We start from the raw sequence: 13,917 nt of genomic DNA on the forward strand, positions 1-13,917 counted from the left end.
TTGATGAAAGCGGGCAAAGAACAGGGCGAAACAATCCTCACCCTTGAGGACGTCACATTTGGCTACGGCGACCGTGCCGTGCTGGACGCGGTTTCGCTTGTCTTCAGGCCCGGTGAGTTCGTGGCCGTTGTCGGGCCGAACGGCTGTGGAAAATCAACGCTGCTCAAGGCCATGGCCGGACTTATTGCCCCTGGTCGTGGCTCGGTCATGCTGGCAGGGCAACGCGTCTTGGCCTTCCCGCGAAAAAAACTGGCGCAGCGAATGGCGATGCTGGCGCAATCAAACGAAGCGCCCGCCGGCATGGTTGTTGCCGACCTCGTCGGCATGAGCCGTTTTGTCCATGAAGGCTGGTTGAGCAGGGGCACGCCGGACGATCAGGCCCATATCGACGCAGCCATGCGGACGATGGCGGTGGCAGACCTTGCCGACCGACGTGTCGGCGAGCTTTCCGGTGGGCAGTTGCAGCGTTGCCGCATGGCCATGGCGCTGGCGCAGGATGCCGACATCCTGCTGCTGGACGAGCCGACCAACCACTTAGACCTGAAACACCAATATGCTCTGCTCGAGATGGCCCGTGAACAGGCTGCCCGCGGCCGCGCCGTCATCGCGGTTCTGCATGATCTGACCCATGCCAGCCTTTATGCTGACCGCGTTATCCTGATGGATGGCGGCAGGGTGGTGGCCGATGGCTCCGCTGCCGATGTGCTGACATGCACCAATATAGCCGATGTCTACGGCATCACGACAGTCGCCCGAACCTTCGGCCGCGCCATCGTGCATCTGCCGGAAAGCGCCGGCGAATGAAGGCTGGACTTGGGCTTGCTCTGGCGACAGTGGTCCTTTGCCTGCTCTGCGCCCTGCATCTGGCCGCTGGTGCGCGGTTCAGTTCTCCGGCGCTGGTTGTCGATGCGCTGTTCAATCACGATCCGCGCAACTACCAGCATGTGGTGGTAATCAAACAGCGGCTGACACGGCTGGTCGTCGCCGGTTATGCCGGTGCCGTACTGTCCGTTTCCGGCCTGCTTTTTCAAAAAATCCTGCGCAATGACCTCGTCTCGCCTTCGACGCTCGGGATCAACAGCGGCGCCGTCGCTTTCGTGATCCTGGGCATCTATATTTTTGAGCTGAACGGCGCGGCGCTTTTTTGGCCCGCACTGATCGGCGGCGTTGCTGCAGTAGCCGTCACCTTCCTTGCCGCAGGTCTTGTCAGCAGGGGCGGCCGTGATCCGCTATCGCTCATTCTCGGCGGCGCCATGACTGCCACGCTGTTTTCATCCGCCACGACATTTGCAATTTCGCTTGATCCGGACCGCTTCGGCAATCTGATGGGCTGGCTTGTCGGCGATATCGGCAATTTCGATTACCAGCCTCTGGCATGGCTCTGGCCGGTTGGCCTGGCAGGCATCGGACTCGCCTTCATTCTCTGCCGCCAGATCGACCTCCTGACACTCGGCACGGAACAGGCAGCGATGCTGGGCGCTGATCCCCGGTTGGTTCGCGCGGGAACGCTGGCGCTGGCGATCCCGCTCGCGATTTCCGCCGTCTGCGTAGTCGGGCCGATCGGTTTCGTTGGGCTGGTAGCTCCACATATCACCCGCTTGCTGATCGGTGAGACAGGTCGCGTAGCACTTGCCTTCTGCGCACTCTGTGGCGCCGTGATCGTGATCACCGCCGACATTGCCGCACGCACGCTGCTGGCGCCGCAGCTTCTTCAGGTCGGCACCGTCATGGCGCTGTGTGGTGGCATCGCCTTTCTGGTGATCGTTGTTACGACTTTGCGCCGAAGGGTGGCATGATGCGGCAATACCTGACCCTTCGCATCGGCCCTGCCATCCATTTCCCCATCCGCCTGCGCCCGGCACTGATGATGCTTGCCCTCATTATTTTGCTTGGCATCGGAACGCTTTACTCGCTCCGACTGGGATCGACGGACCTCTCCATGAGCGACGTCATCCGTTGGCTGATGTCATGGCATGATGCCGACCCGGAAACATCCGCCATCATGATCCTGCGCTGGCCCCGGATCATCGTCGCCATTCTCGCCGGCGCGATGATTGCCACCTCGGGTTATCTGCTGCAGGTGGTCGCGCGCAACGGGCTGGCCGATCCCGGCCTGCTCGGCATTTCGCAGGGCGGCATGGCGGCCGTCGTACTCGGCGTCGCTGTCTTCGGTCTCTCCCCTGCATGGCTTGCCTGGGCGGGTCTGGCCGGCGGTTTTGCCACGGCATTTTTCGTCATGGCCCTGGCTTACAGGCTGTCTTCCTCCACCGGCCTCATTCTGGTCGGGCTTGCCGTCGGCATCGTCCTAAGTGCCGCAATCGAGATCATCATGGTGCGCGGCGGCATTTTGCAATTTGCCCGTTGGCTGGCATGGTCACATGGCTCGCTGACGTCCGTCTCGGTCGGTGGCGCCGGCATGGTGGCGATCTGGGCGGCCGTGCTTTTGCCGATGGCGCTGATTGCATCCGGCCAGATGATGCCGCTGTTACTCGGCCACGAACAGGCGGCCGGCATCGGCGCCTCGCCACGTCGCCTCTCGTTGTTTCTGACGATGATTGCTGCTGCCCTTGCTGCACCGATCGTTGCCGTGGTTGGACCGATCGCCTTTCTCGGTCTGATTGCCGGACATATCGCCCGCGCACTGGTGGGTGAACGCCCGGCCGAGGTCATGCCCGTTACCATGCTGTGCGGAGCTCTGATCCTGCTCATTGCCGATACCGCCGGTCGCACGCTCTTCCTGCCCGTCATCGTGCCGGCCGGCATTCTCGTGTCGATTGCCGGCGTCCTCACCTTTCTCATCGCCGCGCGTCTTTCCCCTTCCAGCCGTTAGGATTTTTGCAATGCGCCTGATCTCGAAGTTTGTTCTTGCCGCAGCACTTGCGTTCACTTCACCAGCCGTTGCACGCGAAGTCACCGATCATGGCGGCAACACGGTCACGGTACCAGATGCTCCGCAACGCATCCTGTCGCTGCATGACTGGACATTGACGGTGATGACGAAAGAACTCGGCGCGGCGCTAATTGCCAGCGCCGGTCGGCTGGCACCGGACGGTGACACCTTCATTCGCGGTGCCCGCGAATTGTTCGGGTTGAATTTCGACCAGATCGCACTTGCCTCCATTCATGGCAAGCCGGACCTCGAGCGTATCCGCAGCCTGAAGCCCGATCTCATCGTGGCCAATATCGGCGATTACGGCGCCCTGCGCGAACAGCTTTCCACAATAGCCCCGACGCTGATGTTCGACGCCGAAAATGGCTCCAAGCCTTTTGACCTTTACAGCGAATATGCGGGCTGGATCGGCAGAGATGCACGTTTCGACGAATTGAAGGCCGCGTATGACAAGCGTATCGCTGACGCCCGCGAAAAGCTGCCGAAGACCCTGACATCGGGCACCTATGCCGCCATCCTTGCCAACGAGCGCGACGGCACGCTGACCATTCTCAAGGAATATGGCGTACAGACCAGCGTGCTCGATGACCTCGGCATGGGTCGCACCACGCTTGCGCAAAGTGTCCCGGCCGGTCAGAGCCGCATGACGATCGGTGCTGAACTGATCGGAGATATCGATGCGGACCTTATCGTCACCTCCTATCTTCCGGAAACAGGTGAGACACCAGACAGCATCTTTGCCGCACTGTCCCGCATCGCGCCGGGTTATGAAGCCTTCCTGCGCGCCTATGAGGCAAAACGCATCCTGAGCTTTTCACGTTATGAAACCTATCCACCGAGCTTTCGGGGTGCCGATATCTTTCTCGACACGCTGGCGGCATCTTTCGAATGAACATCGATGATTCCTGAAAACAAGAACGGCGCCCAAGGGCGCCGTTCTTTTATCGGGTACGGAATGGCCGCCTGATCAGGCAGCGGCCTTGCGAGCAGTATTGGCCCATTCCATGTAGAGTTCCAGAGCCTTGGCAGCGACTGGACCGGGCTGCAGCTCGCGGTCCTCGAACTTGTTCACCGGACCAATCTTGGAGTAGTTGCCCGAGGTAAAGATCTCGTCGGCCGTGGCGACATCCTCGACCGTGACGGTCGCCTCACGCACGTCGTAACCGGCCTGGCGCAGCAGACCGATGACACGCGAACGGGTGATGCCGGCAAGGAAGGTGCCGTTGGCGATCGGCGTGAAGACGACGCCATCCTTGACGATGAAGATGTTCGACGAGGCGGTTTCGGCAACATTGCCGTTCATGTCGCGTGCCAGTGCATTGTCGAAACCGCGCTCGCGGGCTTCGATGATCATGCGGCCGCTGTTCGGGTAAAGGCTACCAGCCTTGGCGGCGGTCATGGCCACTTCCGGGTTCGGGCGGCGGTAAGGCGAAACGGTGAGCGAGGACGGTTTTGCCGTGTTCATCGGCGCTTCGAACAGGCAGAGCGCAAAACGTGTCGATTCCGCGTCCGGGGCCACGACGCTGAAGGACGTCCCGTGTTCGGTCCAGTACATCGGCTTGATATAGATGGCGGTCTTGCCATCGAACTTTTTCACGCCTTCCAGCGCCAGCGCCTCGATCTCTTCCGGCGTCATGGTCGGCTTCATGCCCATGTTGATCGCCGAGCGGTTGATGCGCTGGCAATGCAGGTCGAGATCGGGCGAAATGCCATCGAACCAGCGGGCGCCGTCAAACACGGTCGAGCCGAGCCACATGGCGTGAGAGGTTGGGCCGATCAGCTTCGGGTTGCCGGAAAGCCACTCGCCATCGACGAAGGTCCAGGTGGTGCTTTTGGGTGATGTATCAACAGACATGGCATTCTCCTTGCAAATTCCGCGCCCGGAGTGAAGTCCCGTGAAAGCGCCAAGGTCAAGGTTATTTTTGCCGAAAAAAGCTGTTTGCCGCCAAAAAGCGGAGGCTTGTTACAACAGGGCTAGCAATCCAGTTTCTGCATAAATAGGTGCATCAGGATCTGTGATGGAAAGTCGTCTTTTCATCCGAAAAACCGTCATCAATGCCCTTGCCGAGACATGCCATCCGATATCCAATGGGACCTTCGTGGAAGGGAGAACATCATGGCATGGTCCTCACAACAGTATCTGAAGTTCGAGGACGAGCGCACCCGCCCGGCACGTGATCTGATGGCGCAGGTGCCGCTTGCCACCGCCAGCCGCGCCTTCGATCTGGGCTGCGGGCCGGGCAATTCCACCGATCTTCTGGTCGAGCGTTTTGGCGCGGCCAATGTCACCGGTCTCGACAGCGACGAAAACATGCTGGCCGCCGCCCGCAACCGTCTGCCGGCTGTCACCTTCGACAAGGCCGACCTTCTTAACTGGGTGCCTGATGCCCCGGTGGACCTGCTCTATGCCAATGCGGTCTTCCAATGGGTGCCCGACCATGTTTCTGTCCTGGTAAAACTCATGGATCACCTCAAACCCGGTGGCGTGCTGGCGGTGCAGATGCCGGACAATCTGTCCGAACCCTCGCATCTGATGATGGAGGAAACCGGGCTTGCCGGGCCGTGGCGCAAAGCCTTCGAGGGCGAAAAAGTCCGGCGCAAGCGTCTGCCCCCGCCATCGACCTATCTCGATCGACTGGGGCCGAAATCTCTGCGGGTAGATGTCTGGCATACGGTCTATTACCATCCCATGGCGGATGCGGCAGCGATCGTCGAATGGGTGGAGGCAACCGGCCTTCGGCCTTACCTCGATGCCGCCGGCGCAGAAAACAGGGAAGCTTTTCTGGCCGACTATGAAGCCCGCATCGACAAGGCCTACCCGCCTACGGCGGATGGCCGACGGCTCTTGGCCTTTCCGCGTCTTTTCCTGGTGGCGGTCAAAGGGCAGGATTAAGCATTCATTGCTGCGCTGGCGACGGGGCGAGCGGATTTGCAGGTGCCGGCTCCGTCTGGCCCGGCTGTACGCTTGGGGGCGCTGGTATGCGCGTATCGATCAGCAATATGCTCAAAACCATCGCCACCAAAATGCCGATCAAAAGAAACCATGTTATCCGCATGTCCCCAACCTCCAGTCAGTTTTAACCGTCCTCGCCGACGGTTCATTCAAATCTGCTTGATTATGAAACAGAGACTTGGGCCACGTTGCGATGAAAAGAAGGAATGTGGCGCCTTTTTTATTAACGGTCGTTATATGTTGTGAAACCGAAGCTCTAGAATCCAAGGTGCCGGCCTCCGACTTTGCTGCATCGCAGCAATGGTCACCGCCTTTCTTCGCCCTATATGCCCGCCGACAGACTATCAATGACGAGGGGCAGATGCACGAGATACTGAAAGAAGGCGAGACCTGCTGGCGCGTCGCCAAAGCAGAGCGTCTATCGATTATCGTAGATGCTGCCGACTTCTTTCGTGCCGCCAAAAGCGCCATGATCAAGGCAAAACAGTCGGTCTACCTGATCGGCTGGGATTTCGACACCCGCATCAGGCTGGAGCCGGACAGCGAAAAACACGGCGAGTGGCCGGATCAACTCGGCTCGTTTCTCAACGCGCTTGCCCGCCGCAACGAAGACCTCGATGTGCGCATTCTCAAATGGGATATCGGACTGATCAACTCGATCACCCGCGGCGAGACGCCATTTTACATGCTGCGCTGGATTTTCGACAAGCGCATCCACCTGAAGCTGGACGGCGCGCATCCGACAATCTCCGCCCATCACATGAAACTGCTCGTCATCGATGACCGTGTGGCCTTTTGCGGCGGCATTGACATGACGGTCGGGCGCTGGGATACGCGCGACCATGCCGAAAAACAGCCTGCCCGGCGGTCACCGATGGGTTTTGCGCTGGAGCCCTGGCATGACGCGACGACGTGCCTTTCCGGTCCGGCAGCTGCCGCCCTGGCCGAAGTGGCGCGGGGCCGTTGGAAGCTGGCGACGAACGAGGAGCTTGAGCCGCAAACATGCGACAGCGATCCATGGCCGGACGGACTTGAGGTCGGTTTTCGTGATGTCGATATCGGCATTGCCCGCACCGCTCCCGAATATGATGAGCGCAAACAGATCAACGAGATCGAAACGGCAAAACTTGCCATCATCGCCGCGGTAAAAAAGACGCTTTACATCGAAAGCCAGTATTTTGCCTCGCGGCGGATCGCACAGGCGATCGCAGAGCGGCTAAAGGAAGAAGACGGGCCGGAGATCGTGCTGATCAACCCGGAAGGCTGTGAAGGATATCTTGAGGCCAAGGCGATGGACAGCGCCCGCATCCGCCTGATGAAACTGGTAAAGGATGCCGACCGCTTTGATCGTTTTCGCCTCTATTATCCGGTCAACGAGGCCCGCACACCGATCTATGTGCATGCCAAGATGATGTTTGCCGATGATCGCATCATCAAGATCGGCTCGGCCAATCTCAACAACCGTTCGATGGGCTATGACACCGAATGCGACGTCATCCTTGCCGCGCAAGACGATCAGGATGCGCTGCGGGAAAAAATCATTGCCACCCGCGACGATCTGCTGGCCGAACATCTCGGCCGTTCGGTGACAGAGGTCGGCGAGGCGATTGCCGCGCATGGAGGTTCGCTGATTGCCGCCATCGAGGCATTGAACCGAACGACCGGCCGTGGCCTCGTGCCCGTTCCAAGCCGCGAACTGACGATCGACGAGGAAATGTTTGCCGAAAGCGACATTGCCGACCCGGAAAGACCCAGCGGCGTTCGCTACCGGGCATCACGGTTTCTCAAGCGCCGGTTCGGCCACAAGCTGAAGGCCGCCCTGTAAAATCCGGAGTATAAAATCCGGACTGCAAAATCTGGCCGCTTGCCAAGACCGAGTGGAATGCTACCATCAAACCGATTTCATTTCGCAATCGGTTGGGGAGGCCTCTATGCGACCTGTTCTCTATTCGCATCCATTCTCGTCCTACTGCCAGAAGGTGCTGATCGCGCTTTACGAAAACGATCTGGATTTTGCTACTCGCACACTTGGCGAGGATGACGGCGCTTTTGAAGAACTGGTCGCGGCATGGCCGGTCAAACGCTTTCCGATGCTAAAGGATCGCGGAAGTGTGATCCACGAAGCCACGACCATCATCGAATATCTGCAGGTGCATTATCCCGGCCCGGTGCGGCTGATCCCGGTCAATGAGGCCTTTGCCGTCGAGGTGCGCATGCTAGACCGCGTGTTCGACAACTACATCTCGACGCCGCAGCAGAAGATCGTGTTCAACGCGCTGCGAAAGCCGGAAAACCGCGATCCATATGGCGTTCGGGAAGCACGGGATATGCTGGACGCCGCTTTTGGCTGGCTGGACCGGCATATGGAAAACCGGCAATGGGCGGCAGGCGACGCGTTCACCCTGGCCGACTGCGCTGCCGCGCCATCGCTGTTCTATGCCGACTGGTCCCATCCGCTCGGCGACCGCTTTGCCAATGTCACGGCTTACAGGGAACGCCTTCTGGCACGCCCATCCTTTGCACGCGCAGTCGATGAAGCACGTCCTTATCGGAAGAACTTTCCGCTCGGCGCACCCGACCGAGATTAAAACGTCGGCGGCGTGCAGGCGCTGATGACCTCGCAGGGCACCGGGCCGACGCAACGAAAGCGATGCGGCCGGCGGCTTTCGAAATAATAGGCGTCACCCGGCCCAAGGATGCGGCGTTCATCCTCAACCGTCACCTCCAGTCGACCGGACAGGACGATACCGCCCTCCTCGCCGTCATGCACGAGCGGCACCTTTCCCGTATCTGCGCCCGGCTGGTAACATTCTTTCAGGATCTGCAGGCTGCGCCCGAAAAGATTGTCGCCGACCTGTTTGTAGGAGATCGGTCCCTTGCCGATTTCCACCAGATCCTCGGCCGCATAAAAGGCCTGTCGCGATTTGTCCGGCTCGAAGGCAAAGAACTCGGCCATGCCGATCGGCAACCCGTCGAGGATACGTTTCAGCGCGCCGACCGAAGGATTGGCGGCATTGGATTCGATCAACGAGATGGTCGAATTGGTAACGCCGGCCCGCTTTGCGAGTTCACGTTGAGACAGGTTACGGGCCATGCGCAATTGCCGCAAACGGCCTCCGACATCGAGCGACATGACCACCTCCTGTTGTCCGTGTTCGAAATATCGAAAACAAGTTGCCACCTGTCAACAAAATCAGCGGCTTGGCGCACATAAGAAAACGACTTGTTCAGAACAGCCGAATTGCCGAACCTCACATCAACCAATGGAGGCAGTCATGGATCACGTCAGCAAGGCAAACACGGTCAATCTCGAAAATTTCTGGATGCCGTTTACGGCCAACCGGCAGTTCAAGGCGGCTCCCCGCCTACTCGCCGCAGCAGACGGCATGTATTACACCGATGTCGATGGCAACAAGGTGCTGGACGGCACGGCGGGCCTGTGGTGCTGCAATGCCGGACACGGCCGCAAAAAGATCAGCCAAGCCGTCGAGCGGCAGCTGGCCACCCTCGATTTTGCCCCGACCTTCCAGATGGGCCATCCGATCGCCTTCGATTTTGCCTCCAAACTGGCAGAACACGCACCGGGGGGCGCCGGTGCAAAGCTCGACCGCGTGTTCTTCACCGGCTCCGGTTCGGAATCCGTCGATACGGCCCTGAAGATCGCCATCGCCTATCAGCGCGCCATCGGCCAGGGCACCCGTACCCGCGTCATCGGTCGTGAAAAAGGCTATCACGGTGTCGGTTTCGGCGGTATTTCCGTCGGCGGCCTCGTCAACAACCGCCGCGTTTTCCCGCAGATCCCGGCGGATCACATGCGCCATACTCTGGATGTGGAGCGCAATGCCTTCACCAAGGGCCTGCCGACGCACGGCGTCGAGCTTGCCGATGATCTGGAGCGGCTTGTCCAGTTGCATGGCGCGGAAACCATCGCCGCTGTCATCGTCGAGCCGATGTCCGGTTCAGCCGGTGTCATCCTGCCGCCAAAGGGGTATCTGGAGCGCCTGCGCGCGATCGCCGACAAGCACGGCATCCTCTTGATCTTCGACGAAGTCATCACCGGTTTCGGCCGGCTCGGTACGCCTTTCGGCAGCGATTATTTTGGCGTGACGCCCGACCTGATCACCACGGCAAAAGGCATCACCAATGGCGCGATCCCGATGGGTGCGGTGTTTTCCGGTCGCAAGATCTATGACGGCCTGATGACCGGGCCGGAAAACGCCATCGAACTGTTCCATGGCTACACCTATTCCGGCCATCCGGTTGCCTGCGCCGCCGGTCTCGCCACCATGGAAATCTATGAGGAAGAGGGCCTGCTCACGCGCGCCGCCGATCTGGCTGCCGATTGGGAAAATGCGCTGCACTCCCTTAAAGGCCTGCCGCATGTGGTCGATATCCGCAATCTCGGCCTTGTCGGCGCCATCGAGCTTGCACCACGCGAGGGCGCGCCGGGCACCCGCGCTTATGATGTCTTTGTCGATTGCTTCAACAAGGGACTGCTGATCCGCGTGACCGGCGATATCATCGCGCTGTCACCGCCTCTCATCGTCGAGCGCGAACAGATCGGCACGATCGTTTCGATGATCGGCGATGCCCTGAAGCGTGCGACGTGATCAGGACTGGAAGCAATCCGGTGCGCCAGTCGAGCTCCCGACAGGCAGGCTAAAAAAAACGGCGACGCAATGGCGTCGCCGTATCGGCTCGTTTATGACTAAAGACTGATTTCAGCGCAAGCAGTACAAAGCCATGAACGACAACGTCATCAAGTTCCGCAAAAAAGAAGCGCCTAAACCGCCACGCCAGACCCCTCCCTGGATGCGAAAAGCGCTTATCATTGGCGGCGTGATCGCCGCGTTTCTCGTTGCTTTCGCATATTTCTATATCACCGGCGATCCCAGCGGCATGACAGTCGGCACACCCACGCCCTGACTGCAGAAGACGGCAAACCGGGTTCGTTTGCGTTCGTCGATCATGAGTTGAGCCACCATCTGAGTCGATAGGCAGTGCGCGGATTTTGTGCGTGCAGTGACCTACAGCTTGACACTTCGTAGTAATGTAATGTTATAACATTATAATTGCTGAAACCTGGTGAAAACATGAAATCAAAACTTCCCGTAACCGTACTTTCGGGCTTCCTCGGCGCCGGCAAGACGACGCTGCTCAACCACATTCTTTCCAACCGAGACGGCTTGCGCGTCGCGCTGATCGTCAATGACATGAGCGAGGTGAACATTGACGCCGCCTTGGTGCGGGACGGAGGTGCGAATTTGTCACGCACGCAGGAACAACTGGTTGAAATGACCAACGGCTGCATTTGCTGCACTCTGCGCGACGATCTCCTGAAAGAAGTGCGTGATCTGGCCGAACAGGGCCGTTTTGATTACCTGCTGATCGAATCCACCGGCATCGCTGAACCCCTGCCTGTTGCGGCCACATTCGATTTCCGGGACGAGGATGGCAAAAGTCTTTCTGATGTCGCCCGCCTTGATACGATGGTGACTGTCGTCGATGCCGCCAATCTTTTGAAAGATTATGGTTCAGTGGATTTGCTGTCCGATCGCGGAGACACAACTGGCGATGGTGATAACAGGACGCTCGTCGATCTGCTGGTAGAGCAGATCGAGTTCGCGGACGTGATCGTGCTCAACAAGATCAGCCAGGCGACACCGTCACAAGGTGATGCGGCACGCAAAATCATTATCGCGCTCAACCCTGACGCTCAGATCATCGAGACCGATTTTGGGAATGTCGAGCTGACAGCTGTTCTGGGGACCGGCCGTTTCGATTTTGCCAAGGCAGAGACCCATCCACTGTGGTTCAAGGAACTGAATGGATTTGCCGATCACATACCGGAAACAGAAGAATACGGCATTCGCAGCTTTGTGTATCGTGCCAGAAATCCTTTTGATCCCACACGTTTCAAGGCATTCATCGATCGTTCGTGGCCAGGCGTGGTTCGCGCAAAGGGGTTTTTCTGGCTGGCCACCCGCCCACACGACGTCGGCGAAATGAGTCAGGCGGGCGCCCTGGTTCGCACGCAAAGAATGGGCCGCTGGTGGGCGTCCGTTCCAAAACTGCAATGGCCGCAGGATCCGGCTTTCATGCAGGTGATGAAACCTTATCTTGATCCGCTCTGGGGCGATCGCCGGCAGGAAATCGTGTTCATCGGAGCAGACCCCATGAGCGAGGCCGCCATCAGAGCCGAACTCGACGATTGTCTTGTCGACAGCCCCGATTTCCAGCCCGAACTATGGCAGCATTTGCCTGATCCCTTTGTGCGCTGGGACGCAAGTTCCGGCTAACCCTGCCATTCGCAGCTTCATCGACAGTCAGCCCGCTTATGGCAGGCTGGCCATTTCGACAATGGCATCCAGGTAGGCTTTGCGTGACTGCTCCGGTGTAAAGTTATGATCCGCCCCCGACACCACCGCGTAGTTCATATCGGCAAAGCGCGAAAGTTGCCGCCCGCCCGCACCGAAGAAATGACCGAACTCTTCCAGCCCGATATCACCGGGGCTGTAAAGCAGCGTCACCTTCACACGTCGCCGGGCAAGCACACGAAAGCCGGCACATACAATCCGCTCCCGCCTCGTCATGCCCCCGGTCGGCCAGACCAACGGGCGTGAGAAACGACGCACGAGAGACTTGCTCACCTGTCTCGCCTTGGCGAGCAAATCAATCTCGCCACGCAGAATTCGCTTTCCTGTCGAAATCCGCCACAGATTGCTGACATAATGATCCATTGATTGCGTCGGATTATCCAGAGCATCCTCTACTGAGCGGCCGGCTTGCCATTCGAAGACTTCCGGGTTGACGGCAACGACAGCCGTGATGCGATCATCCCTCCATGCAGCTTGCAGGCCCACATAGGCACCGCTACATCTGCCGGCCACGACGAAACGCGTGCCTGGCAACTGTTCGCCTAGAAAATCGAGTGCTGCCGACACATCATCCAGTTGCGCGACGTCATACAGGACTTGCTCGTTCAACCCGGGCACGGGAGGACTGTCCGCGACATTGGCGCAGTCGAAGCGGAATGAGATTATACCCTGCTGCGCCAGCGCCCGTGCCAATCTTGCGGACGATCGCCCCCAACCGGACATCCGGTCGTAACCCGACGAGAGAAGAATAACGGGAACGAGGCTCTTAGTCGTCGCGAATGACGGCCGGCACACGATACCGAGCATCCGCCCACCCTTGCCAAAGCGGATCGGCTGCTCAACGAATTTATCATCGCCGTGTGGCGCAGCCGGCTCCGGTTCCAGTTTCAATTCTCGGGCAGGTACGCCATCGGGACAAATATCAGCCACCCACTTCATCAGATCGCGGACAACGGCATCCGGCACCACTGCCACGGTCGGGTTAGTCGTCAGCTTCGCATATCCATCGAAAGGGGCTTCGGATACGTCAACCCCAAGCGCTGCCAGATGTTTTGCAAAGGCACCATCCGAGGGGCGTTCGGCACGGGCAAAGACAAGCGCATGTCCAACGGGGCAAGCCATGACTTTGCCAAGCTCGATTTTCCTGATGTCATCAAAAAGACCTTCCGACATGGACAGTCCGGCCATTGTCAAACCTCCGCCATCGGCAGGAGCTCGGGCAATCCGAAGCTTTTCATTGATCATCTGTGCCATCGCGGACATTTCACGGGCGTAGAGACGACCGGAAACCACTGGAGCCAGAAGGGCGATGGCCTCGCAATCCTCACCGGCTTCGATCGCCTTGATCGCAACGGCGGCTCCGATCCCCTGGCCTACGACGACAATGCGCTTACAACCGGAAAGTTTTCTCAACTGACCCGCAGCAATGGAAAAGCTGTCCACCCAGGCCTGAAATCCAGCCGTTGCACCATCATCGGAAAGCGCGTCGCCCGTGCCGGGATAGTCGAAGCGCAGGTTGGCAACTCCCATCGCGGCCAGACGCTCTGACAGAATACGGAAAAATTTCCGACTGCACATTTCCTCCAGCCCCCAAGGGCTGGCGAACAGAACGGCCACGGGCTTTGCAATATCGCGAGCGGGTGCAAACCAGCCCACAGTTCCTTCAAACGTGACGGGAAATGCGGCGGGCATTGCCC

The 13,917-nt window shown here is 59.1% G+C and carries 13 protein-coding genes; 10 read left to right on the top strand and 3 right to left on the bottom strand.

Annotated features, from left to right (window positions below; genetic code table 11):
- The first annotated feature begins 3 nt into the window (after positions 1 to 3).
- Genes GAO09_RS03120 through GAO09_RS03135 form a run of 4 tightly spaced genes read left to right on the top strand, consistent with a single transcriptional unit; the run spans position 4 to position 3,782 of the window.
- Positions 4 to 804 (top strand): ABC transporter ATP-binding protein, encoded by an 801-nt coding sequence (locus tag GAO09_RS03120; RefSeq protein WP_209018582.1) that lies wholly within the window; start codon positions 4 to 6, stop codon positions 802 to 804.
- Positions 801 to 1,796: a FecCD family ABC transporter permease gene (locus GAO09_RS03125; protein WP_209018583.1), complete on the top strand. Its 996-nt coding sequence runs from the start codon at positions 801 to 803 to the stop codon at positions 1,794 to 1,796. Before GAO09_RS03120 ends, GAO09_RS03125 begins: the two co-directional genes overlap by 4 nt.
- Positions 1,793 to 2,830 (top strand): FecCD family ABC transporter permease, encoded by a 1,038-nt coding sequence (locus tag GAO09_RS03130; protein ID WP_153352564.1) that lies wholly within the window; start codon positions 1,793 to 1,795, stop codon positions 2,828 to 2,830. The genes GAO09_RS03125 and GAO09_RS03130 overlap by 4 nt, the downstream gene beginning before the upstream one ends.
- Before the next feature lie 10 nt (positions 2,831 to 2,840).
- Positions 2,841 to 3,782, top strand: coding sequence for an ABC transporter substrate-binding protein (locus GAO09_RS03135; RefSeq protein WP_153352565.1), 942 nt, complete (start codon positions 2,841 to 2,843; stop codon positions 3,780 to 3,782).
- 75 nt (positions 3,783 to 3,857) lie between these two features.
- Here GAO09_RS03135 and GAO09_RS03140 read toward each other — a convergent pair whose 3' ends face one another.
- Positions 3,858 to 4,745 carry a branched-chain amino acid aminotransferase gene (locus GAO09_RS03140; protein WP_153352566.1) on the bottom strand — a complete coding sequence of 296 codons (888 nt, stop codon included), beginning with the start codon at positions 4,743 to 4,745 and terminating at the stop codon, positions 3,858 to 3,860.
- 261 nt (positions 4,746 to 5,006) lie between these two features.
- Between GAO09_RS03140 and tam the strand changes: the two genes are divergently transcribed.
- From tam to GAO09_RS03155, 3 genes are all read left to right on the top strand, one after another.
- Positions 5,007 to 5,783, top strand: a complete 777-nt coding sequence (gene tam / locus GAO09_RS03145) for a trans-aconitate 2-methyltransferase (protein ID WP_153352567.1) — start codon at positions 5,007 to 5,009, stop codon at positions 5,781 to 5,783.
- A gap of 421 nt (positions 5,784 to 6,204) precedes the next feature.
- Entirely contained in the window at positions 6,205 to 7,668 is a 1,464-nt protein-coding gene (locus GAO09_RS03150) for a phospholipase D-like domain-containing protein (RefSeq protein WP_153352568.1), read from the top strand.
- A 106-nt stretch (positions 7,669 to 7,774) separates the two neighbouring features.
- Positions 7,775 to 8,431, top strand: coding sequence for a glutathione S-transferase family protein (locus tag GAO09_RS03155; protein ID WP_153352569.1), 657 nt, complete (start codon positions 7,775 to 7,777; stop codon positions 8,429 to 8,431).
- Here the strand turns inward: GAO09_RS03155 and GAO09_RS03160 are convergent.
- Positions 8,428 to 8,976, bottom strand: a complete 549-nt coding sequence (locus tag GAO09_RS03160) for a cupin domain-containing protein (RefSeq protein ID WP_153352570.1) — start codon at positions 8,974 to 8,976, stop codon at positions 8,428 to 8,430. The genes GAO09_RS03155 and GAO09_RS03160 overlap by 4 nt on opposite strands.
- A 142-nt stretch (positions 8,977 to 9,118) precedes the next feature.
- Here GAO09_RS03160 and aptA point away from each other — a divergent pair, with 142 nt between their 5' ends.
- The 3 genes from aptA (at position 9,119) to GAO09_RS03175 (ending at position 12,142) form a co-directional block, all read left to right on the top strand.
- Positions 9,119 to 10,453, top strand: a complete 1,335-nt coding sequence (gene aptA, locus GAO09_RS03165; protein ID WP_153352571.1) for an omega-aminotransferase AptA — start codon at positions 9,119 to 9,121, stop codon at positions 10,451 to 10,453.
- A gap of 133 nt (positions 10,454 to 10,586) precedes the next feature.
- Positions 10,587 to 10,769, top strand: a complete 183-nt coding sequence (locus GAO09_RS03170) for a hypothetical protein (RefSeq protein ID WP_153352572.1) — start codon at positions 10,587 to 10,589, stop codon at positions 10,767 to 10,769.
- 167 nt (positions 10,770 to 10,936) lie between these two features.
- Positions 10,937 to 12,142, top strand: a complete 1,206-nt coding sequence (locus GAO09_RS03175) for a GTP-binding protein (RefSeq protein ID WP_153352573.1) — start codon at positions 10,937 to 10,939, stop codon at positions 12,140 to 12,142.
- Positions 12,143 to 12,178: 36 nt separating this feature from the next.
- Here GAO09_RS03175 and GAO09_RS03180 read toward each other — a convergent pair whose 3' ends face one another.
- Positions 12,179 to 13,912 (bottom strand): alpha/beta fold hydrolase, encoded by a 1,734-nt coding sequence (locus tag GAO09_RS03180; RefSeq protein ID WP_209018584.1) that lies wholly within the window; start codon positions 13,910 to 13,912, stop codon positions 12,179 to 12,181.
- Between the last annotated feature and the right edge of the window lie 5 nt (positions 13,913 to 13,917).

The sequence above is a fragment of the Endobacterium cereale genome (genome assembly GCF_009617585.1).
Classification (GTDB): Bacteria; Pseudomonadota; Alphaproteobacteria; order Rhizobiales; family Rhizobiaceae; genus Neorhizobium; species Neorhizobium cereale.

What these genes read in the sequence shown, in the direction of transcription:
- GAO09_RS03125 (WP_209018583.1), top strand. Translation starts at nt 801, where the DNA reads ATGAAGGCTGGACTTGGGCTTGCTCTGGCGACAGTGGTCCTTTGCCTG.
- GAO09_RS03135 (WP_153352565.1), top strand. Translation starts at nt 2,841, where the DNA reads ATGCGCCTGATCTCGAAGTTTGTTCTTGCCGCAGCACTTGCGTTCACT.
- GAO09_RS03120 (WP_209018582.1), top strand. Translation starts at nt 4, where the DNA reads ATGAAAGCGGGCAAAGAACAGGGCGAAACAATCCTCACCCTTGAGGAC.
- GAO09_RS03150 (WP_153352568.1), top strand. Translation starts at nt 6,205, where the DNA reads ATGCACGAGATACTGAAAGAAGGCGAGACCTGCTGGCGCGTCGCCAAA.
- tam (WP_153352567.1), top strand. Translation starts at nt 5,007, where the DNA reads ATGGCATGGTCCTCACAACAGTATCTGAAGTTCGAGGACGAGCGCACC.
- GAO09_RS03160 (WP_153352570.1), bottom strand. Translation starts at nt 8,976, where the DNA reads ATGTCGCTCGATGTCGGAGGCCGTTTGCGGCAATTGCGCATGGCCCGT.
- aptA (WP_153352571.1), top strand. Translation starts at nt 9,119, where the DNA reads ATGGATCACGTCAGCAAGGCAAACACGGTCAATCTCGAAAATTTCTGG.
- GAO09_RS03170 (WP_153352572.1), top strand. Translation starts at nt 10,587, where the DNA reads ATGAACGACAACGTCATCAAGTTCCGCAAAAAAGAAGCGCCTAAACCG.
- GAO09_RS03180 (WP_209018584.1), bottom strand. Translation starts at nt 13,912, where the DNA reads ATGCCCGCCGCATTTCCCGTCACGTTTGAAGGAACTGTGGGCTGGTTT.
- GAO09_RS03140 (WP_153352566.1), bottom strand. Translation starts at nt 4,745, where the DNA reads ATGTCTGTTGATACATCACCCAAAAGCACCACCTGGACCTTCGTCGAT.
- GAO09_RS03130 (WP_153352564.1), top strand. Translation starts at nt 1,793, where the DNA reads ATGATGCGGCAATACCTGACCCTTCGCATCGGCCCTGCCATCCATTTC.
- GAO09_RS03175 (WP_153352573.1), top strand. Translation starts at nt 10,937, where the DNA reads ATGAAATCAAAACTTCCCGTAACCGTACTTTCGGGCTTCCTCGGCGCC.
- GAO09_RS03155 (WP_153352569.1), top strand. Translation starts at nt 7,775, where the DNA reads ATGCGACCTGTTCTCTATTCGCATCCATTCTCGTCCTACTGCCAGAAG.